This is a genomic window from Streptomyces sp. NPDC048415, assembly GCF_040651675.1.
Lineage (GTDB): Bacteria > Actinomycetota > Actinomycetes > Streptomycetales > Streptomycetaceae > Streptomyces.
Map to the genome: position 1 here is coordinate 23357 of NZ_JBEZKJ010000011.1, position 23325 is coordinate 46681.

16 protein-coding genes are annotated in these 23325 nt (G+C 70.6%); 4 read left to right on the forward strand and 12 right to left on the reverse strand.

The window, feature by feature from the left end:
* Positions 1 to 204: 204 nt before the first annotated feature.
* Positions 205 to 3048, forward strand: a complete 2844-nt coding sequence (locus AB0D27_RS10605) for a glycoside hydrolase family 3 C-terminal domain-containing protein (protein WP_362505103.1) — start codon at positions 205 to 207, stop codon at positions 3046 to 3048.
* Between the two features lie 174 nt (positions 3049 to 3222).
* Here the strand turns inward: AB0D27_RS10605 and AB0D27_RS10610 are convergent, their stop codons facing one another.
* The 3 genes from AB0D27_RS10610 to AB0D27_RS10620 all read right to left on the reverse strand — a co-directional run bounded on the left by AB0D27_RS10610 (position 3223) and on the right by AB0D27_RS10620 (position 9031).
* A complete protein-coding gene (locus AB0D27_RS10610; protein WP_362505106.1) occupies positions 3223 to 4668 on the reverse strand; it encodes an aldehyde dehydrogenase family protein in 1446 nt (481 codons plus the stop codon).
* Between the two features lie 453 nt (positions 4669 to 5121).
* Positions 5122 to 6780 (reverse strand): PucR family transcriptional regulator, encoded by a 1659-nt coding sequence (locus AB0D27_RS10615; RefSeq protein WP_362505109.1) that lies wholly within the window; start codon positions 6778 to 6780, stop codon positions 5122 to 5124.
* Between the two features lie 115 nt (positions 6781 to 6895).
* Entirely contained in the window at positions 6896 to 9031 is a 2136-nt protein-coding gene (locus tag AB0D27_RS10620) for an ATP-binding protein (protein WP_362505112.1), read from the reverse strand.
* A 303-nt stretch (positions 9032 to 9334) separates the two neighbouring features.
* On the opposite strand from AB0D27_RS10620, the gene gabT reads away from it, so the two are divergent.
* Positions 9335 to 10669 (forward strand): 4-aminobutyrate--2-oxoglutarate transaminase, encoded by a 1335-nt coding sequence (gabT, locus tag AB0D27_RS10625; RefSeq protein ID WP_362505115.1) that lies wholly within the window; start codon positions 9335 to 9337, stop codon positions 10667 to 10669.
* 170 nt (positions 10670 to 10839) lie between these two features.
* Positions 10840 to 11694 (forward strand): phosphatase PAP2 family protein, encoded by an 855-nt coding sequence (locus AB0D27_RS10630; RefSeq protein WP_362505118.1) that lies wholly within the window; start codon positions 10840 to 10842, stop codon positions 11692 to 11694.
* Here the strand turns inward: AB0D27_RS10630 and AB0D27_RS10635 are convergent.
* The 8 genes from AB0D27_RS10635 to AB0D27_RS10670 all read right to left on the reverse strand — a co-directional run bounded on the left by AB0D27_RS10635 (position 11633) and on the right by AB0D27_RS10670 (position 21356).
* Entirely contained in the window at positions 11633 to 13444 is a 1812-nt protein-coding gene (locus tag AB0D27_RS10635) for a glycoside hydrolase family 18 protein (RefSeq protein ID WP_362505121.1), read from the reverse strand. The two genes, AB0D27_RS10630 and AB0D27_RS10635, sit on opposite strands and share 62 nt — an antisense overlap.
* 129 nt (positions 13445 to 13573) lie before the next feature.
* Positions 13574 to 14026: a hypothetical protein gene (locus tag AB0D27_RS10640; RefSeq protein WP_362505124.1), complete on the reverse strand. Its 453-nt coding sequence runs from the start codon at positions 14024 to 14026 to the stop codon at positions 13574 to 13576.
* Between the two features lie 134 nt (positions 14027 to 14160).
* Positions 14161 to 15588 (reverse strand): FAD-dependent oxidoreductase, encoded by a 1428-nt coding sequence (locus AB0D27_RS10645; RefSeq protein ID WP_362505127.1) that lies wholly within the window; start codon positions 15586 to 15588, stop codon positions 14161 to 14163.
* Positions 15589 to 15619: 31 nt separating this feature from the next.
* On the reverse strand, positions 15620 to 16420 hold the full coding sequence (locus tag AB0D27_RS10650; protein ID WP_362505130.1) for an ABC transporter permease: 801 nt from the start codon (positions 16418 to 16420) through the stop codon (positions 15620 to 15622).
* A complete protein-coding gene (locus AB0D27_RS10655) occupies positions 16421 to 17350 on the reverse strand; it encodes an ABC transporter permease (protein ID WP_362505133.1) in 930 nt (309 codons plus the stop codon). It lies immediately after the preceding gene.
* Complete coding sequence (locus AB0D27_RS10660; protein ID WP_362505136.1) at positions 17350 to 18510, reverse strand: ABC transporter ATP-binding protein; 1161 nt, start codon at positions 18508 to 18510, stop codon at positions 17350 to 17352. The genes AB0D27_RS10655 and AB0D27_RS10660 overlap by 1 nt, the downstream gene beginning before the upstream one ends.
* Positions 18507 to 19754 (reverse strand): spermidine/putrescine ABC transporter substrate-binding protein, encoded by a 1248-nt coding sequence (locus tag AB0D27_RS10665; RefSeq protein ID WP_362505139.1) that lies wholly within the window; start codon positions 19752 to 19754, stop codon positions 18507 to 18509. Before AB0D27_RS10665 ends, AB0D27_RS10660 begins: the two co-directional genes overlap by 4 nt.
* Positions 19755 to 19829: 75 nt before the next feature.
* Positions 19830 to 21356 (reverse strand): gamma-aminobutyraldehyde dehydrogenase, encoded by a 1527-nt coding sequence (locus tag AB0D27_RS10670; protein ID WP_362505141.1) that lies wholly within the window; start codon positions 21354 to 21356, stop codon positions 19830 to 19832.
* 178 nt (positions 21357 to 21534) lie between these two features.
* Here AB0D27_RS10670 and AB0D27_RS10675 point away from each other — a divergent pair, with 178 nt between their 5' ends.
* The gene (locus AB0D27_RS10675; RefSeq protein WP_362505143.1) at positions 21535 to 22116 is read left to right on the forward strand and encodes an NADAR family protein; all 582 of its coding nucleotides are present in this window, start codon (positions 21535 to 21537) and stop codon (positions 22114 to 22116) included.
* A gap of 31 nt (positions 22117 to 22147) precedes the next feature.
* Here the strand turns inward: AB0D27_RS10675 and AB0D27_RS10680 are convergent, their stop codons facing one another.
* Complete coding sequence (locus AB0D27_RS10680) at positions 22148 to 23005, reverse strand: DUF4190 domain-containing protein (RefSeq protein WP_362505145.1); 858 nt, start codon at positions 23003 to 23005, stop codon at positions 22148 to 22150.
* Positions 23006 to 23325: the final 320 nt, after the last annotated feature.

Consider the following 23325-nt stretch of genomic DNA (forward strand, 5'->3'; position numbering starts at 1 on the left):
TAAGTGAACACCTGGGGGTGCACAAGGGTCGATTCCAAGATTCCTCGGAGGTGTCACGTAACAGATCGGGCCCGCCTGGCACTTGAAGTCGCGGTGAGGAAACGGAGTTGTTGCGCCAGGGTGTCTTGACACCCACCCCTCGGTCGAATGAGCATCGAAGCGCTTCGAAAGTGCCTCGCCGCTCCACCGCAAAGGGATCACCACGTGACCGCACAAACGCCGCCTTCGCCACCTTTCCGTGATGCGCGACTGCCGTTCGCGAAGCGCATCGACGACCTGCTGGGGCGGCTCACACTCGACGAACGGATCGCGTTCCTGCACCAGTTCGCGCCCGCCGTCGAGCGGCTCGGCGTCGGGGCCTTCCGTACCGGCCAGGAGGCCCTGCACGGCGTGGCCTGGATGGGCCCGGCGACGGTGTTCCCGCAGGCCGTGGGCCTCGGCGCGACCTGGAACGACGATCTCGTACGCCGCGTCGGCGAGGCGGTCTCGGCCGAGACCCGCGCCATGGGGGCCCGCGACGACCGCGTGGGCCTCAACGTCTGGTCCCCCACGGTCAACCTGCTGCGCCACCCCCTGTGGGGCCGCAACGGGGAGGGCTACTCGGAGGACCCGAAGCTCACCTCCGCCATCGCCACGGCGTACACCCGCGGCCTGCGCGGCGACCACCCGGACTACTGGCGCACGGCGCCCGTCCTCAAACACTGGCTCGCGCACAACAACGAGACGAACAGGGACACTTCGTCCTCCTCGGTCCGCCCGCGCGTGCTGCACGAGTACGACCTGCGCGCCTTCCGCGAGACGGTGGAAGCGGGCGCGGTGGCCGGTGTGATGCCCGCGTACAACCTGGTCAACGGCCGCCCCAACCACCTCTCGCCGTATCTGCGCGAGCACCTGCGCACCTGGACGGACCAGGAGTTGCTGGTCTGCTCCGACGCGGGCGCGCCTTCCAACCTGGTCGACTCCGAGCACTATTTCGACACCCACGAGGAGGCCACCGCCGCCGCGATCCTCGCCGGCGTCGACAGCTTCACCGACCACGGCACGGACAGCTCCAGGATCGTCGAGCGCGTCCAGGGCGCCCTGGTCCGGGGCCTGTTGAGCGAGACCGACATCGACGCGGCGGTCCGCCACCAGTTGGCGGTCCGCTTCCGCCTCGGCGAGTTCGACCCGCATGCGGACCCCTACGCCGACATCAAGGACTTCGACACCCCGGCTCACCGCGCGCTCGCCCGGGAAGCGGCGGAGCAGGCGATCGTCCTCCTCAAGAACGACGGTCTGCTGCCACTGGGCCCCAACGTCCGCGTCGCCGTCGTCGGCCTGCTCGCCGACGAGTCCAAACTCGACTGGTACAGCGGCACACTCATCCACCGCTCGACACCCCTGGAGGGCCTGTACGAGCGCTTCGGCGCCGAGCGCGTGGACTTCGCCGAGGGCGTGGACCGGGTCCGTCTGAGGACGTCGTACGGTACGTATCTGTCGGTGCCCGCCGTCGACGACGCGGCCGACGAGGTGCGCGGCGCCGAGGGCGCCCTGGACCCGGCGCTGCTCGCGGGCCGCACGGACCTGCCGCCGCTGACCGCCGACGCCACCGGCACCGAACTGGCGCTCATCGACTGGGGCGAGGGCGTCCTGACCCTGCGCGCCCCCGACGGCCGCTATCTGTCGGTCGCCGACGACGGCTATGTGCGCGCCTCCGCCGACCAGCCCGGCGGCTGGGTCGTCCAGGAGACATTCCGCCTGGAACCCTCCGGATCCCACGAGAACGGTCACCTCCTGAAGCACGCAGGGACGGGCAGGTACGTCTCTGTCGCCGCCGACGGCGTCAAGGTTGCCGACGAGAACGCGGAAACTCTGGAGCTGGAGTTCACCGAGCGGGGCGAGGACGCGGTGGCCCGCGCGGCGGCCGCCGCCGACGTGGTGCTCGTCGTCGCGGGCAACGACCCGCACATCAACGGCCGCGAGACGGAGGACCGCCCCACGCTCCGGCTGCCCGCCCACCAGGAACGGCTGCTGCGTGCCGCCCGCGCGGCGAACCCGCACACGGCGCTGGCCCTGGTCTCCGCGTACCCGTACGCGGTCGACCACGCCGATCTGCCCGCCGTCCTGTGGACCGCGCACGGCGGACAGGCAGCGGGCACCGCCCTGGCCCGCGTCCTCGCCGGCGACGTCTCCCCCGCGGGCCGCCTCCCGCAGACCTGGTACGCCGCCGACGAGGACCTGCCCGACCTCCTCGACTACGACGTGATCGGCGCCCGCCAGACGTACCTGTACTTCGAGGGCACGCCACTGTTCCCGTTCGGACACGGCTTGTCGTACACGTCGTTCGCGTATGCGGATCTTCATGTGCGCGAGGGTGCCGACACGTTGACGGTCTCGTTCACCCTCACCAACACCGGCGAGGTGGCCGCCGACGAGGTGGCCCAGGTCTACATCCGCGCCGTCGACCCGTCCGTGCCGCGCCCGCGCCGCGAGCTGGTGGCACACCGCCGGGTCCACCTCACTCCCGGCGCCTCCATGTCTTTCGCTTTCGAAGTCCCGCTGTCCGCCTTCGAGTTCTGGGACGTGGCGCTCGGCCGCCCGCGCCTGGAGCCGGGCGGGTACGAACTCCTCGTCGGCGCGTCCAGCGAGGATCTCCGACTCCGTACGACGGTCGAACTCGACGGCGAGCCTGGCGCACCCCGCCCGGCCCTCGAACGCGGCCTGAACGCAGCCGACTTCGACGAACAGCGGGGCATCGTCCTCGTCGACCGTACGAAGGTGGCGGGCGACGCGGTGACGCCGGCGGGCGACGGAGCGGGTGAACTCGTCTACCGCGACTGCGATTTCGGCGACGGTGTCACGGGCGTCACCATCGAGGCGTCCGGCGAGGGGGTCGTGGAACTCTCCCTGGACGGCGGTTCGTCGGTCACCGTGCTGACGGTGAGCGGGACGAAGGGACCGTACGACTACACCACGCTCGGCGCGGGGATGAGCGCCGCGGGTGTGCACGACGTCCATCTCGGGCTGCGCGGCCCGCTGCGGCTCGCGCACGTCGGCTTCTCCGGCTGAGGGTCCGGAGAGGCTGATACAGGGGTCCGGCACCGGAAGGCATCGGTGCCGGGCCCCTTCGAAGAGCTTACCTGAAAATGATTGTCACAAGCTATGGCGACTTCCGGCCATCCGGAGATACGCCGACGGCCGGAGCCCCCGCACAGCGGGCTCCGGCCGTCGGCGTCCACGCCCTTAGAGCGCGAGGCCCGTCAGCACCAGCACCCGCTCGTAGGTGTAGTCGTCCATCGCGAACTTCACGCCCTCGCGGCCGACACCGGACTGCTTGACCCCGCCGTACGGCATCTGGTCGGCGCGGTAGGACGGCACGTCGCCGATCACTACGCCGCCCACCTCCAGCGCGCGGTGGGCGCGGAAGGCGGTCTGCAGGTCGTGCGTGAACACACCGGCCTGGAGCCCGTACTTGGAGGAGTTGACGGCGGCGAAGGCGGCGGCCTCCCCCTCCACCTTCTGCACGGTGAGGACCGGCCCGAAGACCTCCTCGCAGGAGACCGTGACGTCCGCCGGTACGTCGGTGAGCACGGTCGGCGCGTAGGAGGCGCCGTCGCGCTTGCCACCGGTGTGCAGCGTGGCACCGGCCTGGACGGCCTCGTCGACCCACGACTCGACACGCTGGGCGGCGTCCTCGCTGACCAGCGGGCCGACGTCCGTCTTGGCGTCGGACGGGTCACCGGTCACCTGGGCCTCGACGGCGGCGACCACGCGCGGCAGCAGCCGCTCGTACACCGACGCGTCGGCGATCACACGCTGCACGGAGATGCAGGACTGGCCGCCCTGGTAGTTGGAGAAGGTCGCGATGCGGGTCGCGGCCCAGTCCAGGTCCTCGTCGCTCGCCCAGTCGCCGAGCACGACGGCCGCGCCGTTGCCGCCCAGCTCCAGGGTGCAGTGCTTGCGCGGCACCGAGTCCATGATCGCGTAACCGACCTTCTCGGACCCGGTGAAGGAGATGACGGGCAGGCGCTCGTCCTGGACGAGGGCGGGCATGCGGTCGTTGGCGACCGGGAGGATGCTCCACGAGCCGGCGGGCAGCTCCGTCTCGGCGAGCAGGTCGCCGATGATCAGGCCGGACAGCGGGGTGGCGGGCGCCGGCTTCAGGATGATCGGCGCGCCGGCGGCGATGGCCGGGGCGATCTTGTGGGCGCACAGGTTGAGCGGGAAGTTGAAGGGAGCGATGCCGAGGACGACGCCCTTCGGGAAGCGCCGGGTGAGGGCGAGGCGGCCCTGGCCACCGAGGTCGGTGTCGAGGCGCTGAGCCTCGCCGCCGTTGAAGCGGCGCGCTTCCTCGGCGGCGAACCGGAACACGGACACCGCGCGGCCGACCTCGCCGCGGGCCCACTTGATCGGCTTGCCGTTCTCGGCGGAGATGAGCTGCGCGATCTCCTCGGTGCGCTCGACCAGGCGCCTGCTGACGTGGTCGAGGGCGGCGGCGCGCACGTGGGCCGGGGTGGCGGCGAACTCGTCGCGCACGGCATAGGCGGCGGCCACGGCCTCCTCGACCTGCGCCTCCGTCGGCACGCTGACCTGGCCGACGACTCGGCCGTCCCACGGCGAGGTGACGTCGAACGTGGTCTCACCGGTGGCCTGGCGGCCGGCGAGCCAGAAGGCGTGGGTGGAAGTCATTGTGAAGTCCCGGCCCTTCCGAGGTTGAGGTGTCCTTGGCTTTCGGATCCACGGTAGGGCCGCGGGGACCAGGGGGCGCTTGTCCGACTCGTAGCAGTCCCAGGGCGGCCCACGCCACTTTGTCAGGTCGGAGACTTTCAGCCCGTCCGGCGTTCGAGGACGAGCGCGTCGGCGCGATACGGGGGTCTGGGGGCCGAGCCCCCAGCGAGCCCCCAGGGACGATGGGGGTCACCCCGCTCGAGCGAAGCCGAGAGTGGGGGAGATAGGGGCGGAGGAAGCGACTGCAGCCATCAGCAACTCCTCCACAGACCGGCTCCTCCACCGGCCGGCCACGCCACGGGCCAGCTCGCCACGGGCCGGCCCCACCACGGGCCAGCTCGCCATGGGCCAGCTCGCCACGGGCCGCCTCCGCCACGGGCCGGCCCCACCACGGGCCGGCTCGCCACCGGCCCGTCACTCCCCCGCCGCGGCCGTCGCCTTCAACGCCAGCCAGAGTTCCATCCGCACATCCGGGTCGTCCAGCGACCGCCCCAGGATCTCCTCGACCCGCCGCATCCGGTACCGGAGGGTGTGCCGGTGAACCCCGAGATCGGCGGCCGCCGCGTCCCACTGCCCGTGCCGCGACAGCCACGCCCGCAGCGAGGCCACCAGATCCCCCCGTCCGGTCGCGTCATGCTCGCGCAGCGCCCGCAGCAGCCCGTCCGCGAACGCCCGAACCGCGTCATCCGCGAGCAACGGCAGCACGGACCCGGCCGCCAGCTCCTCGTGCTCCACGAGGAACCTCCCGCGCCGCCGGGCCACGGACAGCGCCTGCTCGGCCTGCTTGTAGGCGGCCGCCGCGGCGATCGGCCCGGCGGGCGCCGAGAGCCCGACGACCAGCTCGTCCTCGTCCCCGACGGGCTGCTCCCGTACAGCAGCCCGCGCCGCCTCCAGAGCCACCGCGTACTCCCCGCACGCGGCGACCGCCGCACCCCCGTCCACGGCGAGTACGACGAGCCGCTCCCCGACGGGCACGACGAGCACCGACTCACCGGAGCGCGCGGCGGCGGACTCGACGATCTCGGCGAGCCCGCCGAGCGGGTCGCCGTTGGTGTCGGGCACGGCGACGGCCGCCTTCGAGAGCGCCGCGGCACCCACGCGCGCGTGCCCGTCGGCGTGCGCCCGCGCGGCGGACGCGGACGCCGACTCGGCGAGGATCAGCCGGAAGGGCGCGTCGAGCAGCTCGCCGTACAGGTCCCCGGCGACGGCCCGCGCGTGATCGGGCTCTCCGGCCAGCAGCATCCTCAGCACGGCCGCGCCGATCCGCTGCTCGGCCGCGTGCAACGGCCGGGACCGCTCGGTGGTGAGCGTGAGCAGGGCGATCGCCGAGTGCACGGCGTACCGCTCGGCGGTGCCGAGGGCCGCGGCGGTCCCCACGGCGAGCGCGGCGCGTGGCCGCCGCCCGGTCCCGAGGGAGTGCAGTTCGACGCGGTCCTCGCCCCCCACCACCGAACTGGCCGGCGCGGGACGCTCCCGCAGCCGCTCCACGTCCGGGGTGAGCCGCGCGGCGCGGCGCCCCGCCCAGTCGGGCGCGGTGGCGACGAGGGCCCCGGAAGCGTCGTACAGCGCCGCCCATCCGTCGACCTGCCCGGCGAGCGCGGACAGCAGCCCCTCGGGCCCGTCGCTGAGCGCCTGCTTGGTCAACTCGCGCTGCGCGGCGAACCCGGCGGTGACGGCGCGGTACTGATCCGCGGCGATAGCGGCGGACACCGCCTTGCTGATGGCGAGGAAGGGCGTGCGCCGGGGCACCTCCAGCAGCGGCAGCCCCTCTTCCTCCGCCGCGTCGACGAGCGCCTTCGGGATCTCCTCGTAGTTGACCCCGACGGCGAAGCCGAGCCCGACGACCCCGGATCCCGCCAGCCGCTTCACATAGCGCCGCATGGCCTCGGGGTCCTCCGCGTCCAGTTTGAGCGCGGTGATCAGCAACAGCTCCCCGCCCTCCATGTACGGCACGGGGTCGGCGAGCTCACTGACGTGCGCCCAGCGGACGGGCACATCCAGGCGGTCCTCGCCCGCGCGCACGGTGAGCTTCAGCGCGGAGTGGTGGACGAGCGAGGCGAGCGTGGGGGGCATGAGGCCTTCAGGTCTGTGTGATCTTTGTGATCTTTTGGCCGCCACGTATGAACGACCTGTGTCGATTCTGCCTCACCGTACGGTCACCGCGTGACCGCATGCCCATACGTCCCGCTCAGCTCCGCAGATCCACCAGCAACGGCGGGGCGTGCTCCCCCTGCACACTCGTCAGCGACAGCACCGCGTGCCCCGGCGGCACCCCGTGCGCCAGCTCGGACGCGGACCACCGCTCCCGCTCGACCTGCCGCACGGTGACGGCCCGGGCGGTCGGCGCGTGCCCGGTGATCACCCGCCGCAACATGTGCACGGCCTTGCCCGCCGGGGTCTCGGCGATGATCTGCCGGTCGGTGACGTCCCGCGCCTCGATCCACTCCTTGCCCCAGACCTCGGCGAAGTCCTGCCCGTCCCAGGGGGTGAGCCCGGCCAGTGCCATGCGGCAGCCGATGGCGCCGAGCAGCGGGCTGCGCAGCGGCCGGGGCACGTCGTCGAGCGTGCGCAGGGTCAGCACGGCGCCTGCGTTTCCGGACCGCAGCCGCTGAATCCCGCGTACGGCCTCGGGCGTGACGATCCCCGTCGCGTCGTCGAGCACCAGACAGGCGAACAGCGACCTGTCCTCGCGCACCGCGACACTCGCCGTGAACTGGGCGAGCACCAGCCTCGCGAGGATGCGCGAGGCGTCCGCGTGCCCGCGCGCGGGCAGATCGATCCGTACCCGCACCGGATGGTCGAGGGCCCGCAGCGAGAAGGGCCGCGACTGTCCGGACGTGTCGAAGAACCCCGCGAACGCGGGCCGGTCGAGCAGCGCCACCCGGTCCGCGAGCACCGCCCCTCCGTCCCCCGGCTGACCCAACTGGCGCGCGCGTGCGTCGAGTTCCCGCAGGAGCGACTCCTGTCCGGTGTCCTCCAGTGCCTTGCGCAGCGCGCCCAGCGGTCCGGGAGCGCCGTCGAGGAGCTGCCGAAGTTCGGGCACCGACGGGAACCGGCCGTGGACGGCCTGGAAGGGGCCCAGCAGCTGGGCGAGCACGGTGGTCGACCGCCGGCTGTCGCCTCCGGGGTGCGGATCGGCGAGATCCCCGACGAGCGCCTCGGCGAGCACGGCCGCGGCCTCGTCGGGGTCGGTGGTCCCGCCGTACAGGTCGAGGTCGTACACGGACTCGGGATTCCCGATCCGTACGACGACGTCGTAGGCGTCCACGGGCCCGAGCCCGGCGCCCGCGGCACCCACCACGACCACCGCGGCCCGCCCGGCGAGCGCGTGCAGGCACAGCGACTCGGCGAGCGGCCAGACGACACCACCGGTCTTCCCGGAGCCGGCGGGGCCGACGGCGAGCAGCGAAGTGCCCAGCAGGTCGGGCCCGAGGGCGAGTCCGGTGCCGCGATAGGCATACGGATTGCGCGGATCGTCCGCCGTCGTCCCGAGCCGCACCTGCCCGGTCACGAGATCGTGCCGGGCGAGCCGGCCGGGCAGATCGCGTTCTCCGGAGGGATGCAGACAGGCGGCGGCGCCGTCCTTCAGCACCGCCCCGGTGAACGTGGCGAGGCTGTGCCGTCCGCTCCGTACGCCCTGCCAGGCGCGGGCGATCCGGGCGTGGTCGACGTCGCGCATCAGCCCGGTACGGGCCTCGGCGGCGAGCCGGTCGGCGGCGTCGCTCGCACCGGCGGCACGGAGCTGGTTCCACTGGGCGGGGTCTTCCTCGGGCGCGGGCGGGCGCTCGCTCACGGGAGCGGCCCGCTGCCAGGCCGGCAGCCCGTAGCGCCGCCACACTTCACCCCATCGGCCGAGCCGGCCGACGGCGATCACGATGATGAGGGCGATCAGCGTGTAGTAGCCGTACCAGAGAAACGCGTTTCCGACGCGATCGCCGCTGTGCCGCCAGGAGTCAGGGGTGAACAGCTCCAGCGGCAGCACCCACCAGCCGCCCAGGTAGCCGTTCCACAGCAGCGACCAGACCAGCCAGCCGACCAGAAACGCGATCACGGCCCCGCTCAGCAGCTGCCGCGCCGGAATCCGCTCCGGCTCCTCCTCGGGCCGCGGCCGGTGCCCGAACCGCCACACCCCGGGCGCCGTCTCGGGCCGGGGCGCCCGCACCCAGGCCAGGAAGTCCGACCCGTCCGGCAACGGCGGCACGCCGGGCGCCCGCGCGGGCCGGGGCGGCACACCGGGCGCCACCGGCACATCTGGCGGCCCCGCCGGACGCGGCACACGATTGGCATGCGTGCCCCGCGCGTCCTGCGTCCCGTCGCTGTCCATCGCCCTTGCCCCCTGACCAGCCGCTCCGTGCGTCGTCCGCGAGTCAATCTAGTGCCCTCACGGGGCGAGTTCACCGTTTACACGGCCGGGCCCGCACGGATACCCGGCGGCGGCGCGCCCGCCGCTCTATGTCCATCACGGACAAGCGAATCCCCCGACACCGCCCACATGGAGCATGCCCACCCCCTGTCCCCGGCCCTAGCCTGCGAAGAAAGAACGTAAGCGTCCGAAAACACCGGTCGGCAGCCGTCCCTAGGAACCACCGCCGCACCCCCGTTTCGCAAGATCATCAGGGAGCCCCTCATGACCGCACTTCCGCAGGAGCGCCGCGTCGTCACCGCCATCCCCGGCCCGAAGTCGCAGGAGCTGCAGGCCCGCCGTATCGCCGCGGTCGCGGCCGGTGTGGGCTCGGTGCTCCCTGTGTTCACCACGCGCGCCGGCGGCGGGATCATCGAGGACGTCGACGGGAACCGTCTGATCGACTTCGGCTCCGGCATCGCCGTGACATCCGTCGGCGCGAGCGCCGAGGCCGTCGTACGCCGGGCCTCCGCCCAGCTGCAGGACTTCACCCACACCTGTTTCATGGTCACGCCGTACGAGGGGTACGTCGCCGTCGCCGAGGCGCTGGCCGAGCTCACGCCGGGTGACCACGCCAAGAAGTCGGCCCTGTTCAACTCGGGCGCCGAGGCCGTCGAGAACGCCGTCAAGATCGCCCGTGCGTACACCAAGCGTCAGGCCGTCGTCGTCTTCGACCACGGCTACCACGGCCGCACGAACCTCACGATGGCGCTGACCGCCAAGAACATGCCGTACAAGCACGGCTTCGGCCCGTTCGCGCCCGAGGTCTACCGCGTCCCGGTGGCGTACGGCTACCGCTGGCTGACCGGCCCGGAGAACGCCGGCGCCGAGGCGTCCACCCAGGCCATCGACATGATCAACAAGCAGATCGGCGCCGAGAACGTCGCCGCGATCATCATCGAGCCGGTGCTCGGCGAGGGCGGCTTCATCGAGCCCGCCAAGGGCTTCCTTCCCGCCATCAGCAAGTTCGCCCAGGACAACGGCATCGTCTTCGTGGCAGACGAGATCCAGTCCGGCTTCTGCCGCACCGGCCAGTGGTTCGCCTGCGAGGACGAGGGCATCGTCCCCGACCTGATCACCACCGCCAAGGGCATCGCGGGCGGTCTGCCGCTCGCCGCCGTCACCGGCCGCGCCGAGATCATGGACGCCGCGCACGCGGGCGGCCTGGGCGGCACCTATGGCGGCAACCCGGTGGCCTGCGCGGGTGCGCTCGGCGCGATCGAGACGATGAAGGAGCTCGACCTCAACGCCAAGGCGAAGAACATCGAGGCCGTCATGAAGGCCCGCCTCGGCGCGATGGCCGAGAAGTTCGACATCATCGGCGAGGTCCGCGGCCGTGGCGCCATGATCGCCATCGAGCTCGTCAAGGACCGCGCCACCAAGGAGCCGAACGCGGAGGCGGCCGGCGCCCTCGCCAAGGCCTGCCACCAGGAGGGCCTGCTGGTCCTGACCTGTGGCACCTACGGCAACGTCCTCCGCTTCCTGCCCCCGCTGGTCATCGGCGAGGACCTGCTGAACGAGGGCCTCGACATCATCGAGCAGGCCTTCGCCCGCATCTGACGCCCCAGCCGCCCCAGCAGCGGACTCCGGATCACCGGTCACACCGGATTCCGCTTGGTTCCGGTGCCAGGGCGGCCAGGGTCAGAGCGTGTGAAGAAGGTGTGCGAGGTGCATGACGGGACGCGATTCCGTCTGTCGGAGCAGGACCCCCTGTCGTAAGTTCTACCCAGATGAGAGATACACCCCGCCCACAGGGGACTGTGGGTGACACCGGGTCGAGGCCTCCCCAGCTTCGCCCTGGTCGTGCCCTCGCGCACACACTCGGAGCTTCCGGCTCCGGATCTCCTCACCGATCGGACAGTCGCCCGCCCCAAACCCCCCGGGGCGCGCGGCATTCCGATCTGGACGGCCGCCTCGGAACTACCCCCCCTGTTCCGGGGCGGCCGACCTTCCTCCTCGGCCTCCCGGCCCTCCTCTTCGCGCTGATCACCTGGCAGGTCGCCGCCCACGGCCCCCTCGCCCGCGCGGACGAACGCCTCAGCGGCTCCCTGGTCCACCCGGCCCGCGTCTACGAACTCCTCGCCGGCCTCGGCAACATCACGGTCGCCGTGCCGGTCCTCACCGTCGTCCTCGGGTACGTGGCCGTCCGCGCCCGCCGGGCAGGTATCGACCGCTGGTGGCTGCCGTCCACCGGGGCGGCGGTGCTGATGGCCGCCGTACCGGCACTGATCGTCCCCCTGAAGGAACTCCTCGCCCGCCCGGGCCCCCCGGTCATGGGCCCGGGCACGGGCTTCTACCCCTCGGGCCATACGGCGACCGCGGCCGTCGCGTACGGCGCCGCGACCCTGCTCCTCCTCCCCTGGCTGCGCATCACGGTCGCCCGCCGCGGGCTGGTCATCACCTGTCTCGTCCTGAACGCCCTGGTCGCTTTCGGCCTGATCCGCCGCGGCTACCACTGGCCCCTGGACGTGGTGGCGAGCTGGTGCCTGTGCGCCGTGCTGCTGAGAGGACTCGCGATGTTCCTCAGCCGAAATACCCGTCGAAGTTCGTCGAGAACTCCCAGCTCGAGTACCGGTCCCAGTTGACCGACCAGGTCATCAGGCCGCGCAGGGCCGGCCAGGTGCCGTGGGTGGTGTACGAGCCGCAGTTGCTCTTCTTGGTGAGGCAGTCGAGGGCCTTGTCCACCTCGGTCGGGGACACGTAGCCGTTGCCCGCGTTCGTCGAGGCCGGCATGCCGATGGCTATCTGGTCGGGGCGCAGGGGCGGGAAGACGTTGTTCGCGTCGCCCGCTACCGGGAAACCGGTCAGGAGCATGTCGGTCATGGCGATGTGGAAGTCGGCGCCGCCCATGGAGTGGTACTGGTTGTCGAGGCCCATGATCGAGCCGGAGTTGTAGTCCTGGACGTGCAGGAGGGTCAGGTCCTCGCGCAGGGCGTGGATGACCGGGAGGTAGGCGCCGGCGCGCGGGTCCTGGCCGCCCCATTTGCCGGTGCCGTAGTACTGGTAGCCGAGCTGGACGAAGAAGGTCTCCGGGGCCATCGTCAGGACGAACTTCGTACCGTACTTGGCTTTCAGTGTCTTCAGCGCCGAGATCAGGTTCACGATCACCGGCGTCGTCGGGCTCTTGAAGTCGGTGTCGCTCGCGTCCAGGGAGAGCGAGTGGCCCTCGAAGTCGATGTCCAGGCCGTCCAGGCCGTAGGTGTCGATGATCTTCGAGACCGAGGAGACGAAGGTGTCGCGGGCGGCCGTGGTGGTGAGCTGCACCTGGCCGTTCTGGCCGCCGATCGAGATCAGCACCTTCTTGCCCGCCGCCTGCTTCGCCTTGATGGCCGCCTTGAAGTCGGCGTCGCTCTCGACCGTCGGGCACTCGGTGACCGGGCAGCGAGTGAAGCGGATGTCGCCGGAAGTGGTGGAGGTGGGTTCGCCGAACGCCAGGTCGATGACGTCCCAGCTGTCGGGTACGTCGGCCATGCGGGTGTAGCCGGCGCCGTTGGCGAAGCTCGCATGGAGGTAGCCGACGAGGGCGTGGGTGGGGAGGTCCGCAGAGCCGCCGCCCGACCCGGCGGAGGTGGTTGCCGTGACGGTCGCCGACTTCGCGGACTCCCCCGCGTCGTTGGTCGCGGCGACCTGGAAGGAGTACGCCGTGGAGGGTGACAGGCCGCTCACGGTCGCCGAAGTGCCGGTGGCCGTCTGGATTTTGACGCCGTCGCGGTAGAGGGCGTAACCGGTCGCGCCGGGCACCGTCGACCAGGACAGGGCGACCGTGGACGACGTGACCGCGCCGACCGCCAGGCCGGTGGGCGCGGCCGGGGGCCGGCCGGCGTCGACACCGGGGCCGACCAGGGAGAGGTCGTCGGCGTAGTAGGTGCCCGTGCCGTACCAGCCGTGCGTGTAGATCGTGACCTTGCTGGTGGCGGTGCCGGTGCGGAAGGTGGTGGTGAGCTGCTGCCAGTCGGTCGCGGACTGGGTCCAGGTGGAGACGTCGGTGGTGCCGGTGCCGCTCGCCCCGAGGTAGACATAGCTGCCGCGGACGTAGCCGGAGAGGGTGTACTGGGAGTCGGGTTTGACGGTCACGGTCTGGGAGCACTGTGCGTAGTCGCTGCCGGCCGGGGTCGCCTTCAGCGCCGAATTTCCGCTTCGCACAGGTGAGTTGACGGTGGCGGCCGCCGTGCAGGTCCAGCCGTCGAGGCCCGACTCGAACCCGCCGTTCCTGGCGAGGTCCGCGTCGGCCGCACGGGCGGCCGACGAGAGCGCGGCAAGGCCGGATACGGCCAGGCCGGTGGCCGTGCACACGGCGAGAAGTCTTCGAGGTACGAACGGTCCGGTGCGATCCACAACTGCCTCCGGGCATGGGGGAATCGGGAGGGTGGAGCGCGGCCCAACTTGGTCCAGACCAATTCTGTTGTCAAGACCTCTGACGCGTACGACGCCTGTGACCGTTGCCGGGGTCCGGCCCCGTCACGGCTATCGGTCCTCGTTTCCGGCGAGACCCGCCGCGGCCTCGTGCATGGCCAGTTCCAGCAGACCGGGATCCGTGAGCGTGCCCGAGCCGTCCGGCGGAATCAGCCAGCGGACCCCGCCGGTCGACCGGCCCGGGTACGGCACCACGATCCAGGTACCGCGACCCGCAGTGCGCACCCCCGTGCCGAGCCACCGGGCCGCCGTGCCCGCGGGCACGAAGAAACCCATCCGGGCGTCGCCGAAGTCGACGAGCACCGGGCCGAGTTGGTCGATCACCCTGCTGAGCACGTCGAGCGTCGGATAGCCGAGCTCGCCCGGCAGGATGAGTACGTCCCAGGCCCTGCCCGCCGGAAGCAGCGCGACCCCCATCGGATTGCGCTCCCACTCCCACCGGCAGGCCTCGGGATCCGGAGCCACCGATGCCAGCCACTCGACCGCCGTCTTAGCCCCTGTCATGGCGGAACCTCCCTTTCTCGTGTCGACGCTGGTCGCGTCACAAGGGAGAGGGAGGTTCGGGCCGGGCATTACGCGGGTTCTGAATAATTGTTGACGGGAGGCGCGTCTCGGTCAGCTGTCGAACCCGTCAACGGTCAGCTGTCGAAGCCGAGCCCCAGCTTGTCCATCGTCTTCAGCCAGAGATTGCGCTTGCCGCCGCGCGTGTCCGCCCGCGCCAGCGACCACTTGGTGAGCGCGATGCCGGTCCAGGCGAAGGGCTCCGGCGGGAACGGCAGCGGCTTCTTGCGCACCATGTCCAGCTCGGTACGTTCCGTGCGCTCCCCCGCGAGCAGATCGAGCATCACGTCCGCGCCGAACCGGGTGGCGCCCACCCCGAGGCCGGTGTACCCCGCCGCGTACGCGACCTTGCCCTGATGGGCCGTGCCGAAGAACGCCGAGAAACGCGAGCAGGTGTCGATCGCGCCGCCCCAGGCGTGGCTGAAGCGGACGCCCTCCAGCTGCGGGAAGCAGGTGAAGAAGTGCCCGGCGAGCTTGGCGTAGGTCTCCGGGCGGTCGTCGTACTCCGCGCGCATCCGGCCGCCGTACGGGTAGACAGCGTCGTAACCGCCCCACAGGATCCGGTTGTCGGCCGACAGCCGGAAGTAGTGGAACTGGTTCGCGGAATCCCCAAGGCCCTGGCGGTTCTTCCAGCCGATCGACGCCAGCTGGTCGGCGGTGAGCGGCTCGGTCATCAGCGCGTAGTCGTAGACCGGCACGGTGTACGCCCGCACGCGCTTGACCAGGTTCGGGAAGATGTTGGTGCCCAGCGCGACCCGGCGGGCGCGGATCGAACCGTACGGCGTGCGTACGGCCATGCCGGCGCCGTACGGCTTCAACTGGAGCGCGGGAGTGTGCTCGTACACCCGCACCCCCAGCCGCAGGCATGCCCTCTTCAGGCCCCAGGCGAGCTTGGCGGGGTGGAGCATGGCGACGCCGCGGCGGTCGTGCAGCCCGGCGAGGAATGTCGGTGAGTCGACTTGTTCCCGTACCGCCTCGGTGTCGAGGAACTCGATGCCGTCGGCGAGTCCCTCGCGCTCCAGTTCCTCGTGCCACGCGCGCAGTTCGGCCGCCTGGTGCGGCTCGGTGGCGACATCGATCTCGCCGCTGCGCTCGAAGTCGCAGTCGAGCGAGTAGCGGGCGACCGCCGCCTCGATCGCGTCGAGGTTGCGGGCGCCCAGTTCCTCCAGCTTCCTGATCTCCTCGGGCCAGCGGGTGAGGCCGTTGGCCAGACCGTGCGTGAGCGAGGCGGCGCAGAAGCCGCCGTTGCGGCCGGAGGCGGCCCAGCCCACCTCACGGCCCTCGACGAGGACCACCTCGCGCCCCGGGTCGCGCTCCTTGGCGATCAGCGCCGTCCACAGTCCGCTGTAGCCGCCGCCGACGACGAGCAGGTCGCAGGTCTCGGCGCCGGTGAGCGCGGGCTCCGGACGGGGTTTGCCGGGGTCGTCCAGCCAGTACGAGACCGGCTGGGCGTCGGAAAGAGACTTCGTCCAGTGATTCCAAGGGGTCATGGCGCTTGGGGCCATGATTTCAACTCCCTACAAGGGTTTGCGAGGGTTATGCCTTTTGCTTGTTCCGGCGGTTGCCCACGACCATTCCGGCCAGGACGAACAGTACGGCGACGAGGAACATGGCCGTACCGATGACATTGATCTGAACGGGTGTTCCGCGCTGGGCCGAGCCCCAGACGAACATGGGGAAGGTGACGGTCGAGCCGGCGTTGAAGTTGGTGATGATGAAGTCGTCGAAGGAGAGCGCGAAGGCGAGCAGCGCACCCGCGGCGATTCCGGGGGCCGCGATGGGCAGGGTGACGCGCAGGAAGGTCTGCGCCGGACCGGCGTACAGGTCCTGCGCCGCCTGCTCCAGGCGCGGGTCCATCGACATGACACGTGCCTTGACGGCGGTGACGACGAAGCTGAGGCAGAACATGATGTGGGCGATCAGGATCGTCCAGAAGCCCAGCTGAGCGCCCATGTTGAGGAAGAGGGTGAGCAGCGAGGCGGCCATCACGACCTCGGGCATCGCCATCGGCAGGAAGATCAGCGAGTTCACCGCGCCGCGCGCGCGGAAGCGGTAGCGGACCAGCGCGAAGGCGATCATCGTGCCCAGGACGGTGGCCCCGATCGTCGCCCAGACGGCGATCTGAAGGCTGATCGAGAGTGAGCCGCACATGTCGGCGACCCCGCACGGGTCGCGCCATGCGTCCGTCGAGAACTGCTGCCACTCGTAATTGAAGCGCCCCTTCGGCTTATTGAAGGAGAACACCGTGACGACGACATTGGGCAGCAGCAGATATCCGAGTGTCAGGAGTCCCGCGATGACCACGAGATGACGCTTGAGCCAGCGTACGAAGGCCATTTAAACCAGATCCTCCGTCCCGGACTTACGGATGTAGAGCGTGACCATGATGAGGATCGCGGCCATGAGGATGAAGGAAAGCGCCGCGGCCGTCGGATAGTCGAGAATCCGCAGGAACTGGGTCTGGATGACGTTGCCGACCATCCGGGTGTCCGTGGAGCCGAGCAGGTCGGCGTTCACGTAGTCACCGCTGGCGGGGATGAACGTCAGCAGCGTCCCGGACACCACACCCGGCATCGACAGGGGGAACGTCACCTTGCGGAACGTGGTGAACGGCCTGGCGTAAAGGTCGCCCGCCGCCTCGTGCAGACGTCCGTCGATCCGCTCCAGCGAGCTGTAGAGCGGCAGGATCATGAACGGCAGGAAGTTGTACGTGAGTCCGCAGACCACTGCCAGTGGCGTGGCCAGCACGCGGTGGCCGTCGGTCATGCCGAGCCAGTTCGTGACGGACAGGATGTGCAGCGAGTTGAGGGTGTGCACGACAGGGCTGCTGTCCGCGAGGATCGTCTTCCAGGCGAGCGTGCGGATCAGGAAGCTGGTGAAGAACGGCGCGATGACCAGGATCATGATCAGGTTGCGCCAGCGGCCCGCGCGGAAGGCGATCAGATACGCGAGCGGATAGCCGAGCAGCAGGCACAGGATCGTGGCCGCACCGGCGTAGAGCACCGAGCGAAAGAACTGCGGCCAGTAGTCGACGAGGGCGTTCCAGTACGTCTGGAAGTGCCAGGTGACCTTGAAGCCCTCCTCCAGGGAGCCCGTCTGGACGGACGTGGAGGCCTGGTAGATCATCGGCAGCGCGAAGAAGACGATCAGCCACAGGATGCCGGGCAGCAGCAGCCAGTACGGGACGAGGCGGCCGCGTTTGCGGGGCGGCTTCTTCTCCGGGGCGGTCGGCGCGAGAGGCGGGGGCGCCTCGGTGAGCGTGGACATCAGGCCGCCTCTTCCTCGACGGTCTCGACGCCCGCGTCGATGTCCTGCGTGGCGTCCAGGCCGAAGGTGTGCGCCGGGGACCAGTGCAGGACGACGTCGGCGCCGGGGGTGAGCCGGGAGTCGCGGTCGATGTTCTGGGCGTAGACCTCGAACTCGGGGCAGACCGCGCTGTCGATGACGTACTGGGTGGAGACGCCGATGAAGCTGGAGTCGGCGATCTTGCCGGTGATGCGGTTGCGGCCCACCGGGATCTCGCCCGCGTCGTCGGCGTGGGTGAGGGAGATCTTCTCCGGGCGCACACCGACCAGGACCTTGCCGCCGGTCGTGGTGGGCGCGGAACATCGCGCCTCGGGCAGGACGAGCTTGCCGCCGCCCGCCTTGAGGACGATCTCGTCGCCGCTCTTGGAGTCGACCTCGGCCTCGATGAGGTTGGAGGTGCCGAGGAAGTTGGCGACGAAGGTGGTGTTCGGGTTCTCGTAGAGGTCGGCGGGCGAGCCGAGCTGCTCGACGCGGCCCGCGTTCATCACGGCGACCGTGTCGGCCATCGTCATGGCCTCCTCCTGGTCGTGCGTGACGTGGATGAAGGTGATGCCGACCTCGGTCTGGATGCGCTTGAGCTCCAGCTGCATCTGGCGGCGCAGCTTGAGGTCGAGGGCGCCGAGCGGCTCGTCGAGGAGCAGCACCTTGGGGGTGTTGATCAGCGCGCGGGCCACGGCGACGCGCTGCTGCTGCCCACCGGAGAGCTGGTGCGGCTTCTTGCGCGCCTGCTCGCCGAGCTGTACGAGGTCGAGCATGTCCTCGACCTGCTTCTTCACCGACTTGATGCCGCGCCGCCGCAGGCCGAAGGCGACGTTCTCGAAGATGTCGAGGTGCGGGAAGAGGGCGTACGACTGGAAGACGGTGTTCACCGGCCGCTTGTAGGGCGGCAGGTTCGTCACGTCCTGCTCGCCCAGGGACACCGTCCCCGAAGTGGGCTCCTCCAGGCCCGCGATCATCCGCAGGGTGGTGGTCTTGCCGCAGCCCGACGCGCCGAGGAGGGCGAAGAAGGAACCCTGGGGCACGGTCAGGTCGAGCGGGTGGACGGCCGTGAAGGAGCCGTACGTCTTGCTGATCCCGGAGAGGCGGACGTCGCCGCTGTTGTCATTCGTCATCGTGGTCACGCCCCTGTGAGCTTCGCGAACTTCTCTTCGTAGGCCGTCTCTTCCTTCTGCGTCAGCGAGCGGAAGGCGTGAGACTTGGCGGCCATGGCCTTGTCAGGAATGATCAGCGGGTTGTTCGCCGCGTTCTTGTCGATCTTCGCGAGATAGGGCTTCACTCCGTCGACGGGACACACGTAGTTGATGTAGGCGGCGAGCTCCGCGGCGGGCTCGGGTTCGTAGTAGTAGTCCATGAGCCGCTCGGCGTTCGTCTTGTGACGTGCCTTGTTGGGGATCAGCATGTTGTCCGTGGACGTCAGATAGCCGCTGTCCGGGATGAGGAAGTCGACGTCGGGGCTGTCCGCCTTGAGCTGGACGACGTCGCCGGCCCAGGCGATACAGGCCGCGAAGTCACCCTTGGTGAGGTCCGACGTGTAGTCGTTGCCGGTGAAGCGGCGGATCTGGCCCTTGTCGACGGCCTTCTGCATACGGGCGATCGCCGCGTCGAAGTCGTCGTCCGTGAACTTCTCCGGGTCCTTGCCCAGGTCGAGCAGCGTCATGCCGACGCTGTCACGCATCTCGGACAGGAAGCCGACGCGCCCCTTGAGCTTGGGGTTGTCGAGCATGTCGGAGAGCGACTTGACCTCGATGCCGTCGAGCGCCTTCTTGTTGTAGGCGATGACGGTCGAGATGCCCTGCCAGGGGTAGGAGTAGGCGCGCCCGGGGTCCCAGTCCGGATTGCGGAACTGGTCCGACAGGTTCGTGAAGGCGTGCGGCAGGTTGGAGGCGTTGAGCTTCTGCACCCAGCCGAAACGGATCAGGCGCGCCGCCAGCCAGTCGGTGACGACGATGATGTCGCGCCCGGTGTCCTGGCCCGCCGCCAGCTGCGGCTTGATCTTGCCGAAGAACTCGACGTTGTCGTTGATGTCCTCGGTGTACTTGACCTTGATACCGGTCCGCTGGGTGAACGCGTCGAGCGTGGGGTGGTGCTTCTCGCTGTCGTCGACGTCCATGTACTCGGTCCAGTTGGAGAAGTTGATCGTCTTCTCCTTGGCCGAGTGGTCCTCGGCCGAGACGCCGCCCTGGGTCTTGCCGGCGGCGGGGATCCCGCAGGCGCTCAGCGCCCCCAGACCGCCGACGGCGAGCGCGCCGCCCGCGGAGGCGCGCAGCAGCGACCGGCGGCTGAGGGAGGCCCTGCCGTTCCTGAAACTGCGCCGTAGGGCGGCCAGTTGGACCGGGGACAGGCGTTCGGGCTCGTACTGCTCCATGCTCTGGTGCCCTTTCGGAAGGGTTGCGGCCGTGGTCGTGGCCTGGTCTGCCTCTTGGCCTCAGCCGAAACTCGGCTAGGGCCGGTCCCCGAAGATCGTGCGGTGCCAGTCCTTCCTGGCCACCGCGGTGTTGTCGAACATGACGTGCTTGATCTGCGTGTACTCCTCGAAGGAGTAGGCGGACATGTCCTTGCCGAAGCCGGACGCCTTGTAGCCGCCGTGCGGCATCTCGCTGATGATCGGAATGTGGTCGTTGACCCAGACGCAGCCCGCCTTGATCTCGCGGGTCGCGCGGTTCGCGCGGTAGACATCACGGCTCCAGGCGGAGGCCGCGAGTCCGTACGGCGTGTCGTTGGCGAGCGCGATGCCCTCCTCGTCGGTGTCGAAGGGCAGCACGACGAGCACCGGGCCGAAAATCTCGGCCTGCACGATCTCGCTGTCCTGGGCGGCGTCGGCGACGAGCGTGGGCGCATAGTAGGCGCCGCTCTTGAGATCACCCTGTGGGGCTTCTCCGCCAGTGACCACGCGCGCGTAGTCGCGGGCCCGGTCGACGAAGCCGGCGACGCGGTCGCGCTGAGCGTGCGAGATCAGCGGGCCGAGGTCGGTGTCGGGCGCGAACGGGTCGCCCACCCGGACGGACGCCATGAGAGCGGCCGTCCTCGAAACGAACTCTTCGTAGAGGGGCCTTTGCACGTACGCGCGCGTGGCGGCCGTGCAGTCCTGGCCAGTGTTGATCAGCGACCCGGCGACAGCGCCGTGCACGGCGGCCTCCAGATCCGCGTCGTCGAAGACGACGAAGGGCGCCTTGCCGCCCAGCTCCAGGTGGAGGCGCTTGACGGTCGACGTGGCGATCTCCGCGACGCGCTTGCCGACGGCGGTGGACCCGGTGAAGGAGGTCATCGCCACATCGGGGTGGCCGACGAGGTGCTCACCGGCCTCCTTGCCCAGGCCCGTGACGATGTTGATGACACCGTCCGGGATCCCCGCCTCGGTGGCCGCCTCGGCGAACAGCAGAGAGGTGAGCGGGGTCAGCTCGGCGGGCTTGAGGACGATCGTGTTGCCCGCGGCGATCGCCGGGAGGATCTTCCAGGCGGCCATCTGGAGAGGGTAGTTCCAGGGGGCGATGGAGCCGACGACGCCGATGGGTTCACGGCGTACGTATGAGGTGTGGTCGCCGGAGTACTCGCCCGCGGACTGGCCCTGGAGGTGCCGGGCCGCGCCCGCGAAGTAGGCAGTGTTGTCGATGGTGCCCGGGACGTCGAACTCGCGCGTCAGCTTGAGGGGCTTTCCGCACTGCAGCGACTCGGCCCTGGCGAACTCGTCGGCACGCTCGGCGAGCACGGCGGCGAAGCGGTGCAGCGCGTCGGAGCGCTCGCCCGGGGTGGCGCCCGCCCAGCCGGGAAACGCCTCGCGGGCGGCGGAGACGGCCGCGTCCACGTCGACGGTGCTCGCCAGCTCGTAGGTGTACACCTCTTCGCCGGTGGCGGGGTTCACGACCGCGTGCGTGCGGCCGGAGGTGCCCTTGGTCAGCCGCCCCGCGATGTACTGCGCGCCGTCCGCGAGGCGGTCCTGCGCCTGGAAGCGATGGCCCGGTTTGTGCATGTCGCTCTCCTCCGCCACCCTTCCCGCTGGCGCGGGGGTCGGCGTAGCTCCAGCTCGATTTGAGTGCCGATCCTGACAGAGCTAGGGGACTCCAACAAGTGATTCCGTTGTTGCCTTTTGGTTACGCGACGGAATCTGTCGACCAGGTGTCGAGTCCTTCTGGAAAAGGCGGGACGGAATGTCAGTGGTGCGTGCCACAGTGGCGTGCATGGGGAAGATCGATTCTTGGGAGACGCTGGTCAGCGCGGTCCGCTCGGGGGCGAGGGTCAAGTACCTGCACTTCTGGGGGCACCGCCCGCGACTCGACGGACAGGTGAGCGCGAGCTGCCTGAGTCAGTGGTGGCCCTCACCGTTCGCCGTCGACGATGTCGAGTATGCGACGGCGGAGCACTGGATGATGGCGTCGAAGGCCCGGCTCTTCGGCGACGCGGAGGCGGAGCGGCGCGCGCTCGACGCGTCCAGTCCCGCGCTGGCGAAGAAGGCGGGGCGGCTCGTGCGCGGCTTCGACGAGACCATATGGGAGCGCGAGCGGCTCGGGATCGTGGTCGAGGGCAGCGTCCACAAGTTCGCCGCGCACGCCGATCTGCGGGAGTTCCTGCTGGGCACGGGTGAGCGGGTGCTGGTCGAGGCGAGCCCGCTGGACCGGGTGTGGGGCATCGGGCTCGCGAAGGACGACGAGCGGGCGGCGAATCCCGAGCGGTGGCGGGGGCCCAATCTGCTGGGGTTCGCGTTGATGGAGGCGCGGGAGCGACTGCGCTAGCCGTTCCCGGTGGACGGCAGGTGCGGCTCCTCTACGGCTGCTCCATGACGAGGGCGGTGGAGAAGCCGTCGTCGCCGCCCGAGTCACCACTGCCGCTGTCGTCCGGGACGACGATGAGGAAGACGAGCATCGCGATGCCCAGGCCGATGCCGACGGCTCCGCAGATGATCCCGGCCAGCGCCTGCCCGGGGTTGCTCGCCTCGCCCCTGCGCGCCTTACGACGACCGATCACACCGAAGATCACGCCGAGCACTCCCAGCACGATGGCCAGCGGCCACAGACAGAACACCACCGCCGCGAGGATCCCCAGCACGAGACCGGCGGTACCCATCCCGTTGCTCGGCGCCGACGGCATCGGGGGCCAGCCGTAGCCGCCCTGGTAGGGGCCCTGCGGCGGGACGGGAGCGTACTGCGGGTAGTCGTAGGGGTACGCCGGCCGCCCCGGGCCGTCCGGGGCGATGGGCGGCGGGGGGACGTGTTCTTCCGGCGCGGGCTGGGGATAGGGGGTGCGGGCCGCGGGGGGCGCGAAGGGGTTGCCGGAGGAGGACGGCGGGGCGAAGGGGTTGGCCCAAGGGCCGGCGTTCGGCGCGCTCGCCCCCGGGACGCCGGGAACCGTCGGCTCGTTGGGGGCGGGGGGCGTGGGCCCGCCGCTCCACCCGGCGGAGCCCGTGTCCACGGGCGGAGCCCAGGGGTTCGGCGTGGGGCGAGGCTCGCTGGGGGGCTTGGTCAGGTGGACATGGGAGGTCTGAGGAGACGGGGCCGTCTGCTCGGCGCGAGGATCCGGGGCGGGGCCACCGGCACGCGCGGTGTCCTGGGGCGGCGCCTCCGGAAGGCCCTCCTCCGCTCCCGCCGCGTCCCGGTGCCCCGCGCCCGGCGCAGGGTCCTCCACCGGCGCCGCATCCTCGGCCTCGGAACTCGGCAAGAGGCTCCCGAGCGGCACTGCGCCCCCGGGACGGGCACCCCCCGACCCGGGCCGGGACGTGTGGCCCCCGGGGACAACACCGGGCGACCTGCGCTCCGCTCCCACCGCGTCCCGGTGCCCGGAATCCGCGGCGCGGTCGTCCACCGGCGCCGCATCCTCGGCCTCGGAACTCGGCAAGAGGCTCCCGAGCGGCACTGCGCTCCGGGCAGGGGCGTCGTCCGGCTGTGGACCGGACGTGTGGCCCTCGGCGCGGTCAGGCGACCTGCGCTCCGCAGACGCCTCGCCCT